This window comes from Halorientalis sp. LT38, from assembly GCF_037031225.1.
Taxonomy (GTDB): domain Archaea; phylum Halobacteriota; class Halobacteria; order Halobacteriales; family Haloarculaceae; genus Halorientalis; species Halorientalis halophila.
Map to the genome: position 1 here is coordinate 2051339 of NZ_JAYEZN010000001.1, position 16060 is coordinate 2067398.

Annotated in this window: 19 protein-coding genes; 11 read left to right on the forward strand and 8 right to left on the reverse strand. The window is 68.7% G+C overall.

What is annotated here, in order from left to right; genetic code table 11:
* The first annotated feature begins 18 nt into the window (after positions 1-18).
* The 5 genes from U5918_RS10455 (at position 19) to glmM (ending at position 6926) form a co-directional block, all read left to right on the forward strand.
* Positions 19-441 carry a PPC domain-containing DNA-binding protein gene (locus U5918_RS10455; RefSeq protein ID WP_336001296.1) on the forward strand — a complete coding sequence of 141 codons (423 nt, stop codon included), beginning with the start codon at positions 19-21 and terminating at the stop codon, positions 439-441.
* A complete protein-coding gene (locus tag U5918_RS10460; RefSeq protein ID WP_336001297.1) occupies positions 441-4043 on the forward strand; it encodes a DNA polymerase II large subunit in 3603 nt (1200 codons plus the stop codon). Before U5918_RS10455 ends, U5918_RS10460 begins: the two co-directional genes overlap by 1 nt.
* A 282-nt stretch (positions 4044-4325) precedes the next feature.
* Positions 4326-4625 (forward strand): DUF7130 family rubredoxin-like protein, encoded by a 300-nt coding sequence (locus U5918_RS10465; RefSeq protein ID WP_336001298.1) that lies wholly within the window; start codon positions 4326-4328, stop codon positions 4623-4625.
* A 9-nt stretch (positions 4626-4634) separates the two neighbouring features.
* On the forward strand, positions 4635-5522 hold the full coding sequence (locus U5918_RS10470) for a ketopantoate reductase family protein (protein WP_336001299.1): 888 nt from the start codon (positions 4635-4637) through the stop codon (positions 5520-5522).
* A 42-nt stretch (positions 5523-5564) separates the two neighbouring features.
* Positions 5565-6926, forward strand: coding sequence for a phosphoglucosamine mutase (gene glmM / locus U5918_RS10475; protein ID WP_336001300.1), 1362 nt, complete (start codon positions 5565-5567; stop codon positions 6924-6926).
* A 1-nt stretch (position 6927) separates the two neighbouring features.
* Here the strand turns inward: glmM and U5918_RS10480 are convergent, their stop codons facing one another.
* Together U5918_RS10480 and hisI are read right to left on the reverse strand one after the other, a co-directional pair.
* Complete coding sequence (locus U5918_RS10480; RefSeq protein WP_336001301.1) at positions 6928-8067, reverse strand: DUF7118 family protein; 1140 nt, start codon at positions 8065-8067, stop codon at positions 6928-6930.
* Positions 8060-8434 carry a phosphoribosyl-AMP cyclohydrolase gene (gene hisI / locus U5918_RS10485; RefSeq protein WP_336001302.1) on the reverse strand — a complete coding sequence of 125 codons (375 nt, stop codon included), beginning with the start codon at positions 8432-8434 and terminating at the stop codon, positions 8060-8062. Before hisI ends, U5918_RS10480 begins: the two co-directional genes overlap by 8 nt.
* Positions 8435-8629: 195 nt before the next feature.
* Between hisI and U5918_RS10490 the strand changes: the two genes are divergently transcribed.
* The gene (locus tag U5918_RS10490; RefSeq protein ID WP_336001303.1) at positions 8630-9145 is read left to right on the forward strand and encodes a hypothetical protein; all 516 of its coding nucleotides are present in this window, start codon (positions 8630-8632) and stop codon (positions 9143-9145) included.
* Here the strand turns inward: U5918_RS10490 and U5918_RS10495 are convergent.
* From U5918_RS10495 to U5918_RS10505, 3 genes are all read right to left on the reverse strand, one after another.
* Entirely contained in the window at positions 9142-10149 is a 1008-nt protein-coding gene (locus tag U5918_RS10495; RefSeq protein WP_336003320.1) for a prepilin peptidase, read from the reverse strand. The two genes, U5918_RS10490 and U5918_RS10495, sit on opposite strands and share 4 nt — an antisense overlap.
* Before the next feature lie 82 nt (positions 10150-10231).
* Entirely contained in the window at positions 10232-10621 is a 390-nt protein-coding gene (fer, locus tag U5918_RS10500; RefSeq protein ID WP_336001304.1) for a ferredoxin Fer, read from the reverse strand.
* A 91-nt stretch (positions 10622-10712) separates the two neighbouring features.
* Positions 10713-11918: an inorganic phosphate transporter gene (locus U5918_RS10505; protein WP_336001305.1), complete on the reverse strand. Its 1206-nt coding sequence runs from the start codon at positions 11916-11918 to the stop codon at positions 10713-10715.
* A 127-nt stretch (positions 11919-12045) separates the two neighbouring features.
* Between U5918_RS10505 and hisA the strand changes: the two genes are divergently transcribed.
* On the forward strand, positions 12046-12768 hold the full coding sequence (hisA, locus tag U5918_RS10510; RefSeq protein WP_336001306.1) for a 1-(5-phosphoribosyl)-5-[(5-phosphoribosylamino)methylideneamino]imidazole-4-carboxamide isomerase: 723 nt from the start codon (positions 12046-12048) through the stop codon (positions 12766-12768).
* An 85-nt stretch (positions 12769-12853) separates the two neighbouring features.
* Here hisA and U5918_RS10515 read toward each other — a convergent pair whose 3' ends face one another.
* The 3 genes from U5918_RS10515 to U5918_RS10525 form a co-directional block, all read right to left on the reverse strand.
* Positions 12854-13243: an Ig-like domain-containing protein gene (locus U5918_RS10515; protein ID WP_336001307.1), complete on the reverse strand. Its 390-nt coding sequence runs from the start codon at positions 13241-13243 to the stop codon at positions 12854-12856.
* Positions 13244-13347: 104 nt separating this feature from the next.
* The gene (locus U5918_RS10520; protein ID WP_336001308.1) at positions 13348-14079 is read right to left on the reverse strand and encodes a rhodanese-like domain-containing protein; all 732 of its coding nucleotides are present in this window, start codon (positions 14077-14079) and stop codon (positions 13348-13350) included.
* 54 nt (positions 14080-14133) lie between these two features.
* The gene (locus U5918_RS10525; protein WP_336001309.1) at positions 14134-14319 is read right to left on the reverse strand and encodes a hypothetical protein; all 186 of its coding nucleotides are present in this window, start codon (positions 14317-14319) and stop codon (positions 14134-14136) included.
* Between the two features lie 93 nt (positions 14320-14412).
* Here U5918_RS10525 and hisB point away from each other — a divergent pair, with 93 nt between their 5' ends.
* The 4 genes from hisB to U5918_RS10545 all read left to right on the forward strand — a co-directional run bounded on the left by hisB (position 14413) and on the right by U5918_RS10545 (position 16046).
* Entirely contained in the window at positions 14413-15000 is a 588-nt protein-coding gene (gene hisB / locus U5918_RS10530; protein ID WP_336001310.1) for an imidazoleglycerol-phosphate dehydratase HisB, read from the forward strand.
* Between the two features lie 5 nt (positions 15001-15005).
* Positions 15006-15506: a type II toxin-antitoxin system death-on-curing family toxin gene (locus U5918_RS10535; protein WP_336001311.1), complete on the forward strand. Its 501-nt coding sequence runs from the start codon at positions 15006-15008 to the stop codon at positions 15504-15506.
* Positions 15507-15510: 4 nt separating this feature from the next.
* Entirely contained in the window at positions 15511-15648 is a 138-nt protein-coding gene (locus U5918_RS10540) for a hypothetical protein (protein WP_336001312.1), read from the forward strand.
* A gap of 197 nt (positions 15649-15845) precedes the next feature.
* Positions 15846-16046 (forward strand): hypothetical protein, encoded by a 201-nt coding sequence (locus U5918_RS10545; RefSeq protein WP_336001313.1) that lies wholly within the window; start codon positions 15846-15848, stop codon positions 16044-16046.
* The last annotated feature ends 14 nt before the right edge of the window (positions 16047-16060 follow it).

Consider the following 16060-nt stretch of genomic DNA (forward strand, 5'->3'; position numbering starts at 1 on the left):
CCGGTCGTGAGACCTGACATGGATTATCTCGAAGTCGAGGGCGCCCGGGAGTACGTCGCCCGACTCGACCACGGCGCGGACTGGCGCGGCCAGATCGAGGCCTTCGCCGACGACGAAGGGATCGACGCGGCCTTCTTCTACGGCCTCGGCGCGGTCCAGGACGCCCGCCTCATGTTCTACGACCAGGACGACCAGGAGTACGAACCGATCGAGTTCGACGAACCCCTCGAAGTCGTCCCCGCGGTGGGCAACGTCTCGTGGCTCGAGGGCGAGCGCTTCGCCCACACGCACGTGACCCTCTCGCGTGCGGACGGGTCGGTGGTGGCCGGCCACCTCGACTCGGCGACGACGTTCGCGGGCGAACTCTACGTCCGCGAGTTCGACGCGAAACTGGAACGGGCACACGACGAGACGACCGACCTCGACCTCTGGCCGCTCTGATGCGAGAGGCAGACGAACGGTACTTCGAGCGACTGGAAGCCGACCTCGACGACGCCTTCGAGGTCGCCACGACGGCCCGCGAGCGCGGCGGCGATCCCACGACCGACGTCGAGATCCCGACCGCCCGCGACATGGCCGACCGCGTCGAGAACATCCTCGGGATCGACGGCGTCGCCGAACGCGTCCGCGAGCTCGAAGGCGAGATGAGCAGGGAGGAGGCCGCCCTCGAACTCGTCGAGGACTTCGTCGACGGCTCCGTCGGCGATTACGACACCGACGCCGGCAAGATCGAGGGCGCGGTCCGCACCGCGGTCGCGCTGCTGACCGAGGGCGTCGTCGCCGCCCCCATCGAGGGGATCGACCGCGTCGAGGTCCTCCAGAACGACGACGGCTCCGAGTTCGTCAACGTCTACTACGCCGGCCCGATCCGCTCCGCGGGCGGGACCGCACAGGCGCTGTCCGTGCTGGTCGCCGACTACGCCCGCTCGCTTCTGGGCATGGACGAGTTCAAGCCCCGGAAAGACGAGATCGGCCGCTACGCCGAGGAGGTCGACCTCTACGATCAGGAGACCGGCCTGCAGTACTCTCCCAAGGAGAAAGAGAGCAAATACATCGCCGAGCACATGCCGATCATGCTGGACGGGGAGGCCACCGGCGACGAAGAGGTCTCGGGCTACCGCGACCTCGAACGCGTCGACACCAACTCCGCCCGCGGGGGGATGTGCCTGGTGTTCGCCGAGGGGATCGCCCTCAAGGCCCCGAAGATCCAGCGCTACACCCGGAATCTCGACGAGGTCGACTGGCCCTGGCTCCAGGACCTCATCGACGGCACGATCGGGAAGAGCGAGGCCGACCAGGGGGAGGCCTCGGAAGACGCGAGCGGCGAAGCCGCGAGCGAAGACGACGCGAACGAGGAGGCCGACACAGAACCCGACGGCCCGCCCCGGGTCGACCCCTCCGAGAAGTTCCTCCGGGACCTGATCGCCGGCCGGCCGGTGTTCACGCACCCGAGCGAACCCGGCGGCTTCCGCCTGCGCTACGGCCGGTCGCGCAATCACGGCTTCGCGACCGCGGGCGTCCACCCCGCGACGATGCACCTGGTCGACGACTTCCTCGCCACAGGGACGCAGATCAAGACCGAACGCCCCGGCAAAGCGGCAGGGGTCGTCCCCGTCGACAGCATCGAGGGCCCGACCGTCAAGCTGGCCAACGGCGACGTGCGCCGGATCGACGACCCCGCGGAGGCGCTGGAGGTCAGGAACGGCGTCGAGAAGATCCTCGATCTGGGCGAGTACCTCGTCAACTACGGCGAGTTCGTCGAGAACAATCATCCGCTGGCGCCGGCCAGCTACACCGTCGAGTGGTGGATCCAGGACCTCGCCGCCTCCGACGCAGACGTCCAGGCCATGGAAGACTCCGTCCGCGTCGACCTCGAAGATCCGTCGGCCAGTGAGGCCATCGAGTGGGCGATCGAGTACGACGCGCCGCTGCACCCCAAATACACCCACTGCTGGCACGACATCACCGTCGAGGAGTTCGAGCAGTTGGCCGCGACCGTCGCCGAGGCCGAGGTCGCCAAAACGGACGGGGCGAGCGAGGAGGCTCGACGAGCCACCGTCGTGACGGGCGACGAGGGGGATCCCGCCGAGGGCGACCTCGTGCTCCCCCGCCCGGACGACGCGGACGTGGCCAGCGTCGTCGAACGCCTGCTGATCGACCACCACCAGCACGACGATCGCCTCACGATCCCCGACTGGCGTGCGCTCGTCCGCTCGCTCGGCTTCACCGAGCGACTCGAACGGGAGTGGGACGCCGACGACCTGCCGGCCGAGGCCCGGGAGTACGCCGACGGCGAGAACGCCATTCGAGCCGTGAACGCCGTCGCACCCTTCGAGATCCGCGAGCGCGCCCCCACCCGCATCGGCAACCGGATGGGGCGCCCGGAGAAGTCCGAATCGCGCGAACTCTCGCCGGCCGTCCACACCCTCTTCCCCATCGGCGAGGCCGGCGGCAGCCAGCGCGACGTGAGCAAGGCCGCCGACGCCGGCGACGCCGTCGACGGCACCCAGGGCGACGTCGAGGTCCAGATCGGCCGCCGGGAGTGCGCCGAGTGTGGCACTCGCACCTTCGAGGCCCGCTGTCCCGACTGCAACGGCGTCACCGACCCCGTCTACGTCTGCCGGGACTGCGACGTCGAGGTCGAACCCGACCCCTCGGGCCGCGCGGAGTGCCACCGCTGCGAGGGCATGGCCTCGCCCGTCCAGTACGAGACGATCAGCGTCCGCGAGCAGTTCCGCGACGCCCTCGAAGCCGTCGGCGAACGCGAGAACGCCTTCGACATCGTCAAAGGCGTCAAGGGGCTCTCCTCGAAGGAGAAGACGCCCGAACCCATCGAGAAGGGGATCCTCAGAGCCAAACACGGCGTCTCGGCGTTCAAGGACGGCACGGTCCGCTACGACATGACCGACCTCCCCGTGACCGCCGTCCGCGCCGCCGAACTCGACGTGACCGTCGACCAGCTGCGCGAACTCGGCTACGAGGAGGACATGCAGGGCGACCCCCTGCGCCACGACGATCAACTCGTCGAACTCAAAGTCCAGGACGTCGTCCTCTCCGACGGCGCCGCCGAGCACATGCTCAAGACGGCCGACTTCGTCGACGACCTGCTGGAGAACTACTACGGCCTCGATCCCTTCTACGATCTGGACGAACGCCAGGACCTCGTCGGCGAGCTGGTGTTCGGGATGGCGCCACACACCAGCGCGGCGACAGTTGGCCGAATTATCGGATTTACGACAGCAGCGGTCGGGTACGCGCATCCGTACTTTCACGCCGCGAAACGGCGAAACTGCGACGGTGACGAGGACTGCGTGATGCTGTTACTGGACGGCATGTTGAATTTCAGCAAGTCGTTCCTCCCTGACAAGCGTGGCGGCAAGATGGACGCGCCCCTGGTCATGTCCTCGCGGATCGACCCCTCGGAGATCGACGACGAAGCCCACAACATGGACGTCATGGACCGCTATCCCCGGGCGTTCTACGAGGCCACCCGCGAGATGGCCGATCCCGGCGCCGTCGAGGACGTGATGACCATCGCCGAGGAGAACCTCGGGACCGACCTGGAGTACACCGGCTTCCGCCACACCCACGACACCAGCAACATCGCGCTGGGTCCCGATCTGTCCGCGTACAAGACGCTGGACGACATGATGAAGAAGATGAACGCCCAGCTGGAGCTGTCGCGGAAACTGCGCGCCGTCGACGAGACCGACGTGGCCGAGCGGGTCATCGAGTACCACTTCCTGCCCGACATCATCGGCAATCTCCGCGCGTTCTCCCAGCAGGAGACGCGCTGTCTGGACTGCGGCGAGAAGTACCGGCGCGTGCCCCTGACCGGCGACTGCCGCCGCTGCGGCGGCGACATGACCCTCACCGTCCACCACGGCTCCGTGACCAAGTACATCGACACCGCCATCGCGGTCGCCGAGGAGTACGGCGCCCGCGAGTACACCAAACAGCGCCTCGAGATCCTGGACAAGTCCATCGCACGCATCTTCGAAAACGACCACAACAAGCAGAGCGGCATCGGCGATTTCATGTAGAAACGACCTTTTTTCCGCTCGGGTCGCGCGGAGCGCGACCGCTCGCGCAAAAAAGCTCGGCCAAAAAAGGCGGAGCGCGCGCCGCGGCGCGCGCTCCGTTGCTGTGCTGGTGCCGACCGCGACCGCCCCGCGACCGCTCCGCAAGCCCACGCTACCGAAGCGCCAGCCAGCCCTGGACCACCCGTATCCAGCCGGCACACTCGACGTCGTGACCACCTGGTAGCCTTCTGGTTCCCGATCCGGCCGTACATTTAACCACGAGGACGACGAATTTCGACGGGCATGAGCGACTCCGCCCAAGGGACCAACCCGTCGTTCGGGCAGACGGTCTACGACGACGAGGGCAACGAACTGGGCCGCATCCGCGGGTTCGACGAACGCGGCTTCTACGTCACGCTCGACGAGGGCATCGAGGGCTTCTCCGAGGAACACGTCAAGTCCGGCCAGGAGTTCGGCGAGGCCGAGTTGATGTGGCGCTGCTGGGAGTGCGGCGAGATGGGGGACATCGAAGATGACATCCCAGAGGCCTGCCCGTCCTGTGGCGCACCCAAAGAGGACATCTATTACTGGACCGAGGACTGACGCCCCTGTGTGGACGTCCTCGTCTTCGGAGCCGGCAGCCTCGGCTCGCTGATCGGCGGCCTGCTGGCCGGCGAGCACCGCGTGACCCTCGTCGGCCGTGATCCCCACGCCGCCACCGTCGCTGCCGAGGGCCTGGTCGTCGACGGCGAGCTCGACCGTCGGGTCCACCCCGACGCCGCGACGGCCGTCCCCACCGACGCCGCGCCCGATCTGGTCGTCGTGACCGTCAAGGCCTACGACACCGACGCCGCAGCGGCCGCGCTGGCCGACTGCGCCCCAAACACGGTGCTCTCCCTCCAGAACGGCCTCGGCAACGAGGCGCGGTTGGCGGCCGAACTCGACTGCCCGGTCCTCGCCGGGACCTGCACCTACGGCGCGATGCTGGCCGAACCGGGCCGGGTCACCTGCACCGGCGTCGGCGAGGTCGCGCTCGGCCCGCGCGAGGGCGGCGAATCGGCGACCGCCGACCGGGTCGGGGCGGCCTTCGAGACCGCGGGGATCGAGACGACGGTCGCGCCCGACATGCCCCGGCGATCCTGGGAGAAACTGGCCGTCAACGCCGGGATCAACGCCACGACGGCGCTGGCCCGGATCGAGAACGGGGCGGTGCTCGACGGCCCGGCGAGCGACGTCGCCGCCGCGGCCGCCCGGGAGACGGCGCGGGCAGCGCGAGAGGCCGGGGTCGACCTGTCCGACGGGGCGGCGGTCGACGCGGTCGGATCGGTCGCCGAGGCGACCGCCGCGAACACCTCCTCGATGCACCAGGACGTCCTCGCAGGGCGGCGGACGGAGGTCGACGCCATCAATGGATGGGTCGCCGAGCGCGTCGACGCGCCGGTCAACCGGACCCTCGCGGGGCTGATCCGCGCCTGGGAGCGCGACCGCGGACTCCGGTAGAGTTGCAAAGGTTTAGTGGGTCGCCGTCCGGAGCCTCCGGTAATGGAGATCTTCGGGTCCAGCGGCGTTCGCGGGGTGGCCAACGAGTACCTGAACCCGGAGTTCGTCTGCGACATCGTCCGCGCGGCCGGCTCGGTCTGGGGCGCCGACGCCGTCGCGCTGGCCCGGGACACCCGGACGACGGGCGAAATGCTGGCAAACGCCGCCGCGAGCGGCCTGGCGAGCGTCGGCGCCGACGTCCACCGCCTGGGCGTCATCCCGACGCCGGGCCTGCAGGCCTACTGCGAGCGCGTGGGGGCCCCCGGCGTGATGATCACCGCCTCACACAACCCGCCCCAGTACAACGGCGTCAAACTCGTCGGCGCCGACGGGATCGAACTCTCGCGGGGCACCCTCGAACGCGTCGAGGAACGGCTGCTCTCTGAGGACTTCGCCGCCGTCCCCTGGGACGGCACAGGTAGAGAGGAACTGATCGACGACGCCCGGGACCGCTACGTCGAGCAGTTGCTCGCCGCCGTCGACCGCGAGCGCATCGCCGACGCCGACCTGACCGTCGCGCTCGATCCCGGTCACGGCGCGGGCGCGCTCACGAGCCCCCGGATCTTCCGCGAACTGGGGTGTGACGTCGTCACCGTCAACGCCCAGCCCGACGGGCACTTCCCCGGCCGCGACCCCGAACCGATCGCCGAGAACCTGGCCGACCTCGGCCGACTCGTCAGGGCCGCGGACGCGGACGTGGGGATCGCCCACGACGGGGACGCCGACCGCGCCATCTTCTTCGACGAGCGCGGCGAGTTCGTCGAGGGCGACGCCGCATTCGCGGCACTGGCGGCCGCGGAGCTGTCGGAGGGGGACACCGCCGTCTCGGCGGTCAACGTCTCCCAGCGACTCGTGGACGTGGCCGACCGCGCCGGCGCCGACCTGTCGCTGACGGCCATCGGCAGCACGAACATAATCACCCGTATCCGCGACCTGCAGGCCGCGGGCGAGTCGGTCCCCATCGCCGGCGAGGGCAACGGCGGCATCCTCTTCCCCGATTACCGGATCACCCGAGACGGGGCCTACACCGCCGCGCGCTTCCTCGAACTGCTTTCCGACCGGGCCGCGAGCGAGGTGATCGCCCCCTACGACGACTACCGGCTGCTCCGGACCGACGTGCCCTACGAGACCGACGACGAGCGCCACCGCCTGCTCGACGCGGTCGAAGCCGTGGCGCGCGACGCCGACGCGACGCTCGACACGACCGACGGCTACCGTCTCGACTACGGCGACAGCTGGGTGCTCGCCCGCCCCAGCGGGACCGAACCGGTCGTCCGCGTCTACGCGGAGTCCCGCGATCCGAACCGGGCGGCCGACCTCGTCGAACGGATGCACGAGGCGATGATCGACGCGCGCGACCAGTAGGTCAGGGCTCGGGCAGTTCTTCGAGCGCGTCCGTCAGGTCCGCGCGTGCCTCTCGGGCCGCCGCCAGTTCGTCCCCGACGGCGCCCGACCGCAACCGCTCGCGCTCCTCGGCGTCGAGTTGCTCGCGGGCCCGTGCGCTCTGTCGGAGCCGATCGTAGTCCTCGCGACCGGTCAGCGACCGAACGTCGCGGAGCTGTGCGACCACGTCCTCCGGCGCGAAGCGGCCGGTCACCTGGATCAGCTCTCGCACGCGAAACCGTAATTCGGCGGCGGGCGGCGGGGGCCAGCCGACAGTCAACGGTTCGGCGTCCAGCCGCCGGACGTAGGTCTGGCAGCTCCCCACCGCGGTCTGCAGCGCGCCCGGATCGTCCACGTAGTGGTCGAGCTTGGAGTTCGAGTAGCCGGCGTACTCGAGGAGGGTGGGGAGCGGCTCGGTTCCGGGCGGGTGGTTCTGGACGTACCCGGTGAGTTTCGCCGGCGGCTGCCGGAACTCGACGAGCGGGAACGCCGCCGTCGCCTCGACGAAGGAGAGCACGTCGCGGGCGCTCGCCTCGCGCTTGAACTCGCGGAAGGCCTCGGCCACGGCGTCGTCGTAGGCCTCGATCGGCTCCTGGAGCCGCTCGACGGGGGCTTCCAGATCGGCCTCCCCCAGCGACTGCAGGTCCTCGAGGTCGGCGATCCGCTCGTCCAGTTCCCTGATCCGGCGCTCGGCGCGCGTGCGGAGGTCCTCGTACCGGGACCGGGTCGCGTTCCGTTCCTCCAGCAGCGCGGCGTCGTCGGCCACGGGCGAGAGGATCTCCCGGGCCTTCCCGAAGTCCGATTCGGTCAGTCGGCGCTGCTGGAGGACGTCGTCGACCTCCTCGAAGCGCTCGCGGTGGGGCAGGTCCGCGGGTAGCCCCTCGACGAACTGGCCGAGTTCCTCCTGGAACTCGATGAAGACCCTGAAGTCGCCGTCGCCGGTGGCCTCCTCCTCGTAGGTGTCGAACAGTTCACGCAGTCGGTCGTAGCACTGGGCGGTCGTCTCGAGTCGCTCGGCGCCGCGCTCGTCGACGCGGGCCTGTGCGCTCTCGGCCGCGCGGTGGGCGGCTTCGAGGTCGGCGAGCAGGTCGGGGACGTCCCCGGGGCCCGCGTCGTCACTCATCGTAGACGTCGTCGGGGTCGAAGACACGCTCGCCCACGACCTCGCCGTCGATCGTACGGTGGAAACACGAGCGATAGCCGGTGTGGCAGGCGCCCCCCTCCTGGTCGACCAGGTACAGCAGCGCGTCCCCGTCGCAGTCGATCCGGACCTCTTCCACAGTCTGGACGTGGCCGCTCGTGGCCCCCTTCTCCCAGAGCTCGTCGCGGCTGCGCGAGTAGTAGTGGGCCCGCCCCGTCTCGCGGGTCCGGTCGAGGGCCTCGCGCGTGACGAACGCGAGCATCAGCACCTCGCCGGTGTCGGCGTCCTGCGCGACCGCCGGCAACAGGTCCTGCTCATCGAAGGCCGGCTCGACGTCCGAGTGTTCCATATCCCACCTCCGACCGTCGCCCCGATAATCTTTGTGTCACTCCTCCCGTCTCCCGATATCAGTTCTGAAGTCGCGATCGGGACGGTATCGGGACTGATTCTCGGCCCCCAGAGCGGTCCGTTCGTTCCTCAGAAAGTTCTCAGAAACTGTAATCGGAGGTCAGCGTTTTTGACACTCCGGATCTCGAGTGATTGCATGCAACGCCGGCAGTTCCTCCAGGCGGTCGCGGGCGGGACCACGCTGGGGAGCGCCGGCTGTCTCGGGATCGGCGGCGACCTCGTGGTGACCGTCCAGAAGGACGTCTCGGTCGAACCCGGCACTGGCTGGATCAAGGAGATCCCCGACGTCTCCGATTCTGGCGGCGAGATCGCCTACACCGCCAGGTCGCGGGCCCCCTTCGACGTGTACTTCTTCACGAGCGCCGAGGCGATGCGCCGGTACGACGCCTACACGAGCGGCGAGGAGCCCGAGTCGACGCCGCCCGGCGATCAGGACGTGGGGCGGACGGCCACGTCGACCGGGGGCGACCGATACGAGGCCACGTCGGCCAACGACGGCGGCCGCCAGCCGATCGAGGGGTCCGGCCCGTACTACTTCGTGCTGGATCACACCGATTACCCGGCCGCCGGCGGCGCGCGCCCGGACGAGATGCCCGAGCGGCGGTCGATCTTCCTCGATCTAACCGTCACGCGCCAGCGCTTTGGCCTCTAGAAGACGCCGACGCCCGACAGCAGCGCGTAGAGCACGTCACCGTAGGTCAGCCCGACCAGGAGGCCGAGGAACATCGGGACGAGGAAGGGGATGCCCGGGGTGATCCACACGTCCTCCTCGTCGGCGAGGACGGCGAGGCCGCCGCGCAACTGCTCGGGCGTGGTCCCGTAGGCGGTGCCCTCGATCTCCTCGAAGAACCGCTCGGCCGCCCAGGGGTCCGCGAACGCGTCGGCGCCGTCCTCGGGCTCCTGGCCCGCGGCCACGGCCTCGTCGACCTGGCCGCCGTCGGGCACGGGGATCGACCCGTCGCCCGGGGGGTTCGTCTCCGCCGGGACGCTCGCGGGGTCGCGGAACCGTTCGGGGTCGGCGAGCAGGTCGGCCAGCGACGCGCCCCGCCAGGCCAGGTACATCCGGAGCGCGTCGAGGTCGAGGCCCCGGCGCGTGAACCCGTCGGGCGTCTGGAGCAGGCGGCCGTACTCCTCGTCGAGCCGGTCGACCGCGACCGGCCGGCCGATCGCCATCGCTTTCGCTAGGTGACCACCGGCGGCGTTGCGGAGCGCGAGCGCGACGGGGTAGAAGAGGCCGACGACGACCGTGTTCGAGAGGACCGTCATGGCGAACACCCCCAGCGTGGGGACCACGGTCGGGAGCGCGAACTCGGGGAACAGGTAGGTGGGAAACGTCGGAAAGAGGACCGCGAGCGTGATTAGCGCCTTGGCGTCGGCGCCGCCGAAGCCGCCGATCCACCAGAAGCCGTAGGCGAGCGGGACCATGAACCCGAGGCTGATGGTCACGCGCAGGAAGTACGGCCGCTGGGGGACGTAGACCGGCGTGGTCCCGGTCCAGACCTGCCAGGCCTCGATGCCGAGCGCCAGGACGGCGACCGCGAGCAGTGGCAGCCACGTCCGGTTGGGGACGCGCCGGGTCTTGACGTCACGCCAGGCGGCCCAGCCCAGCGCCGGGACGGCGACGAGGCGTAGCAGGTCGGGGACCGACGCGGTCACGAGGGCGGTCGATACCACACCCGGCCCCAGCGAGGGCTAGGGCAAAGCGTTTGCGCACGACTCGAAACGGAGAAGGGCCGCGTCAGATGACGCGGTTCTGCAGGTAATCGAGGTGCTTGGCGTTGTAGACGATTCGGACCTCGTCCGCGTCCGGGCTGCCGATGCAGGTCAGGCGGACGTTCTTGTCCTCGACTTCCTCGTCCGAGAGGATCTGCTGCATGTCCATGTCGATCTCGCCTTCGACGACGATGGCCGCGCAGTTGGCGCACGCGCCAGCGCGACACGAGAAGGGCCAGTCGTAGCCCTGTGCCTCCGCGGCCTCGAGGATGTACTCGCCTTCGTTGACGTCGAGGGTACCGTAATCCTCGTCGTCGAGGTCGGCGTCGGCCGCCTTGTCGAAGGTGTCGCTCTCGTACATGTCCCAGCCGTGATCGTCCAGTACTTCGTAATTTAGGTACTCTACCGTGGGCATCACCACGGAGGTTCGGCCCCCTGACTGTTAGATGTTGCTGTTTTCGGCCCCCCTGGGTGAACAATTATGCTGGATTTTTCCGAGCAGGTGGTCAGAACAGGGGAACGAACCGGAAGATGAGGTAGGAGGCCACCGTCGCGATGGCCGGCACGACGTTCTGCAGCAGGATCACGCGGGCGGTCGTCGCCGGCTCGAACAGGTCCGAGGTCTTCGGGATGTCCGCCCGCTCCTCCTCGCCGATGGCCTTCCGACCCTCGCCCTCGGGGGTCCCGCCCTCGCCGCCGACCGTCGGCGCGTCCTCGGACTCGGCGGCCAGCGCTCCCGGCGAGACCGCCGGGCGGTCGCCCCGCACCGCGTCGCCGATGGTCGCCGTCCGCGTCGCCCGCCCCCAGCCCAGGCCCACGATGCTCATCGTCGCGATGATGACGAAACTCGCCGGGATCCCGATGCCGGAGAGGAAGGTCACGAGCGTCGAACTGACGACCGCCACCACCAGCGCCGCCAGGATCGGCAGGTCCGTCAGGTCGTTGCCCACGGTGTCCATCGTCCGCCGCGCGATGGTGAACGCGCCCAGCCCGATCGCCCCCGCGCCCAGCAGGACCCCCTCGTAGAGGCCGATCTGGTCGCTCCCGACCAGCGGCGCGACGGCGTTGGCGACGTTCGACGCGCCCGCTGAGAAGGCCATGTAACAGCCGATGACGACCACGAGCACGGTGCCGACGAACTCTCGCCGGGTGGTGCCCGGACCGAGGTACGGTCGGGGGAGGAGCCCGGACCGGTCGAACGCGAGGAGCGATCCCTCGGACTGGGTGATGGCGAAGGACTCGACCAGTCTGGGGTAGAAATAGCGCCCGATGACGCCGCTGATCCAGAACGCTGCCAGCGGCGAGACGAGCCACCAGGAGACGATCTCCCCCATCTTCGCCCAGTTGAGCGTCCCCTGGGCCAGCCCGAGGCCGGCGATGGCCCCGACCGCGGTCATCGACGTCGAGGCCGGGACGCCCACGACGTTCGAGAGGAAGAGGGCGAACCCGATGAAAAACAGGACGGCGATGGAGGCCCCGATGGTGAAGGCGCTCTGGGGCACGATCTCGCCGCCCATCGTCTCGACGACCTCCGTCCCGACGGTGATCCCGCCCAGCGTCGCGAAGATCGTCATGAGGATCGCGGCCCCGAACTTCGTGACCGTCTTCGCCCCCACGGCGGGCCCGAAGGCGACGCCGGTCGACGAGCCCCCGATGTTGAATCCGACGAAGACGGCCACCAGCAGCCCGACGAGGAGGAGGGCCGATGCCATGTGCGCCCGTCCGAACGCCCGGAAGTAAACGATGGCGTTCTCTCACGCGACCCGCCCACCGCTCCCCCGACGGTCGGCCCGGACCGCGACCGACACGTTTTCCGCACCCGGCCGCCCAGTCGCCGGTATGTTCCCCGAGTTCGAGGTCGTCCCCGCCGTGGACATGCAGGACGGCCAGGTGGTCCAGCTCGTCGGCGGCGAGCGCGGCACCGGAAAGGAGTACGGCGACCCCGTCGCCGCGGCCGAGCGCTGGGTCGACGCCGGCGCGCGAACCCTCCACCTCGTCGACCTCGACGGCGCGTTCGAGGGCGAGCGCGCGAACGCCCCCGCCGTCGAGTCCATCCTCGAGGCGACCGACGTGAGCGTCCAGCTGGGCGGCGGCATCCGAACCGCTGCCGACGCCACCGACCTGCTCGCCCGCGGCGTCGACCGCGTTATCCTCGGGACCGCCGCCGTCGAGACCCCCGAGATCGTCGAGGCGATCAGCGACGAGTACCCCGGGAGCGTCGTGGTCAGCCTCGACGCGAAGGACGGCGAGGTCGTCGTCTCCGGCTGGACCGAGGGCACAGGGCTGGACCCCGCCGAGGCCGCGACGCGCTACGAGGAACTGGGCGCCGGCGCGATCCTGTTCACCGACGTCGACGTGGAAGGACAACTCGAAGGCGTCCGGACCGACCCCGTCCGGCGGGTGGTGGAAGCCGTCGATATCCCCGTGATCGCCAGCGGCGGCGTGGCGACGCTCGACGACGTGCGCGACCTGCAGGCGGCCGGCGCGAGCGCCGTCGTCGTCGGGAGTGCGCTCTACCAGGGCGAGTTCACGCTGGAAGAAGCGATGGCAGCCGTCGAGTAACGAAGCCTGCGTGCCGTCGGCGTGTATTCTCTCGGCGGGCTACTTGTAGACCGAACTGCGAAACTCTGGGATGCAAGCCGTCGGTCTAGTGTTCGTAATACTGGCCTTCGATACCGCTCGCGCCGACCGTAACGTACAGACCTGTACTTCCATAGGCGGTGTCAGAGAACCGGAAAACACTGGAGTTCCCACCGGATCGGACCCGGATCGTATAGGTCTCGTTTTCGGGGATGACCTCTGGATAGGTCTTCGATTCACCGGAGCGAATCTGAACCGTTTCGTTCACGACGGTATCGTTCGTCGCGTCCTGGATCCGGATATCGACCGTCCTCGCCCCGGCATCTGAATTGTGAATTTCGACGTCGTCGATTCGATGCTCGTCACCAACTGGCGTGCTTTCACCGGAACCGTTCAGGGAGGCACACCCCGCAAATGCGACCACGATTGCCAACAGTAGCAACCCCTTCTGCCACATGTCTTCGTTCCAACTGGTACTGGGTATAACTAGTTTCTGCACATTCGAGCCGTAGTTATACGGGGACGATCACGCTCGAAGACGCGATGGCGGCGGTCGAGTAGTCAGGCCTGCTGCGGATCGTCGACGACCCCCTCGCGGGTGACGAGGCCGCTCGTCAGCTCCGACAGCGGCGCGTCGACGGTGTAGGACGGCGTCTCGACGGCGACCGTCGAGTCCGGCGTGACCTCGACGAACGGGAGGTGGAGTTCGTAGCTGCCGTCGGCGGCGATCTCCGTCGGCTCGCGCTGCCCGGTCGGTCGGTGGCGCGCCCAGACCGTCTCGCCGGCGTCGGCGGGGTCCGTCTCCCCGCGGACGCGGTAGTCGCCCAGTCGGGCCTGGGCCTGCGAGCCGGCGGTCGGATACTCCTGGTCCACCCACTCGCGAAAGCCCTCGTCCAGCGCGTAGACGGCCTCGTAGTCGTTCTGGATCAGCGTCGCGGCACGGCTGGAGGAGAGGCTGTGCGGACAGGCGCAGTAGGTGACGATGCGCCGGTCGGCCGGCGTCTCGGCCAGCGGATCGTTGTTCGGCTGGCCGTCGGGCGCCGGACTCAGGACCGCGCCCTCGACGTGGCTCGAGTTGTAGGCGGTTCGACTCCGCGCGTCCGCGAACGTGACCGACTCGCCCTCGAACCAGTCGTAGGCCGTGTCGATCGGCACCAGCGGCACCTCGGTCCCGCCCTTCGAGATCGTCTCGTACCCCTCCTCGCTCGTCGCTGGTTTCTCGTTCGAACCCCCGAGACATCCCGCGACGACGGCGGCGGCCCCCACCGCCCCCAGAAATCGACGACGCTCCATACCGTCGGGTGGTAGCCGAATCGACATAACGCTGCTGGCGTTCGTGTTCGCCCGTCAGGTCCGGCCCCGCCGCCCGCCCGGCCGGTCGACCCGCCCGACCTGGCCGCCGAGACGCGGTACCGCGAGCAGGTAGGCCCCGATCGCGAACAGGACCACCGCCACCGCCAGCGTCGGTCCGGCGTCGACGAACAACAGCCCCGTGGCCGCCACGAACACGCCGAGCGCGTCTCGTTTGCTCATGTGCGTGTCTCTCTCACACGCACACATATAGCTCAGTCAGACGCGCGGCATCGGCGCGGGAGTTTCTTATGGGAGGGTCGCCTCGGATAGGGTATGACCGACCGGACGGCGGCGGTGACCCGCGAGACCGCCGAAACGGAGATCGAGGTGACGCTCGATCTGGACGGCGACGGCGAGGCGACGGTCGACACGGGCGTCGGCTTCTTCGACCACATGCTCGAGTCGCTGGCCAAGCACGGCCTGTTCGACCTCACCGTCGACTGCGACGGCGACCTGGAGATCGACGACCACCACACCGTCGAGGACGTGGCGATCACCCTCGGCCAGGCCCTCGAGGAGGCCCTTGGCGACAAGCGCGGCATCCGCCGCTACGCCGACCGCAAGGTCCCGCTGGACGAGGCCGTCGCCGAGGTCGTCGTCGACGTTTCGGGGCGGCCGTTCTTCGAGTTCGAGGGCGACTTCGCCCAGGACACCGTCGGCGAGTTCACGAGCCACATGGGCAAACACTTCCTGCGCTCGCTCGCGACGAACGCCGGCCTGACGCTGCACGCCTCGGTCGAGGGCGAGAACGCCCACCACCAGGTCGAGGCGCTGTTCAAGGCGCTGGCTCGCGCGCTGGACGACGCGACGCGGATCGACGAGCGCCGCAGCGACACGCCGAGTACGAAGGGCGAACTGTAGGAGCGATGGACGAGGACTTCGAGTACCTCTCCGTCGAGGACGTTCTCGCCGTTCACGAGTTCATCGTCGAATCGAACGGCGAGACGGAAGCGGGCGTCGCTTCCCGTGGTGACGTCGAGTACGCGCTCGAACACGTCCGAGCGGGTCAGTTCGGACAGGGGCCCGAGACGATACACGAGAAGGGGTATCAACTCATGCGTCTGCTCGTGGCGAACCATCCGTTCGTAGACGGAAACAAACGGACGGCTCTGGCTTCGACCGTCGTCCTCTACGCGCTGAACGGGATTCAGTTCGACTACGACCGGCGGATCAAGTCTTTCCTGAAACGACTCGGGACTGACGAATCGGACGTCGACTCGACGGACGTGATCGACTATCTCGACGAGCACACAGCGCCGCTCGAAGCCGAGTACGCCGACACCTATCGACTCTGGCTGTCCGTCATCGAAACGGACACCGAGCAATCCGGGCGCAACGGTTATGACGACACGAACGCAACCGAATAACGAGATGGCCGTAGACGACGAGTCCCGATCTATCCCCGAGGATCTGTCTCCCGAGGAGGCGCGTCGTCGCCTCATGCGGTTAATTACGCGCCAGGACATGGAGGCCCACGAGGACATCTACGAGGAACTCGCCGAAGAGTAGTTCCGACTTCACGTCCTGTTTTCAGATCGTCGTTCGACCATGCGACGCGGATCGACGAGCGCCGCAGCGACACGCCCAGTACGAAGGGCGAACTCTAACGGGCCCGTAGATCGCGCCACGAGGCGGCGCTTCGAACGGCGCCCGCCGCAGAGCGCTTCGATGTACGGCGCCACGTCTTCGTCGGTGACCGCCCGTCCGTGAACGTCTTTCAGGTGCGACCGTGTGGCCTCGTAGGTCGACCCCTCGAACTGGACCCGTTCCTCGAGACGAGTCACGGCCCCGAGACACAGCGAGAGTCCGGACGCGAGTCGGCCCGGGCCAGCGAGGTCGACCTCGAGGAGATGCGATCGCTCCTGGTCGAGGTCGAAGAGCATTCGATCTGGGCCCGGTTCATGTAGGACCGGCCACCGAC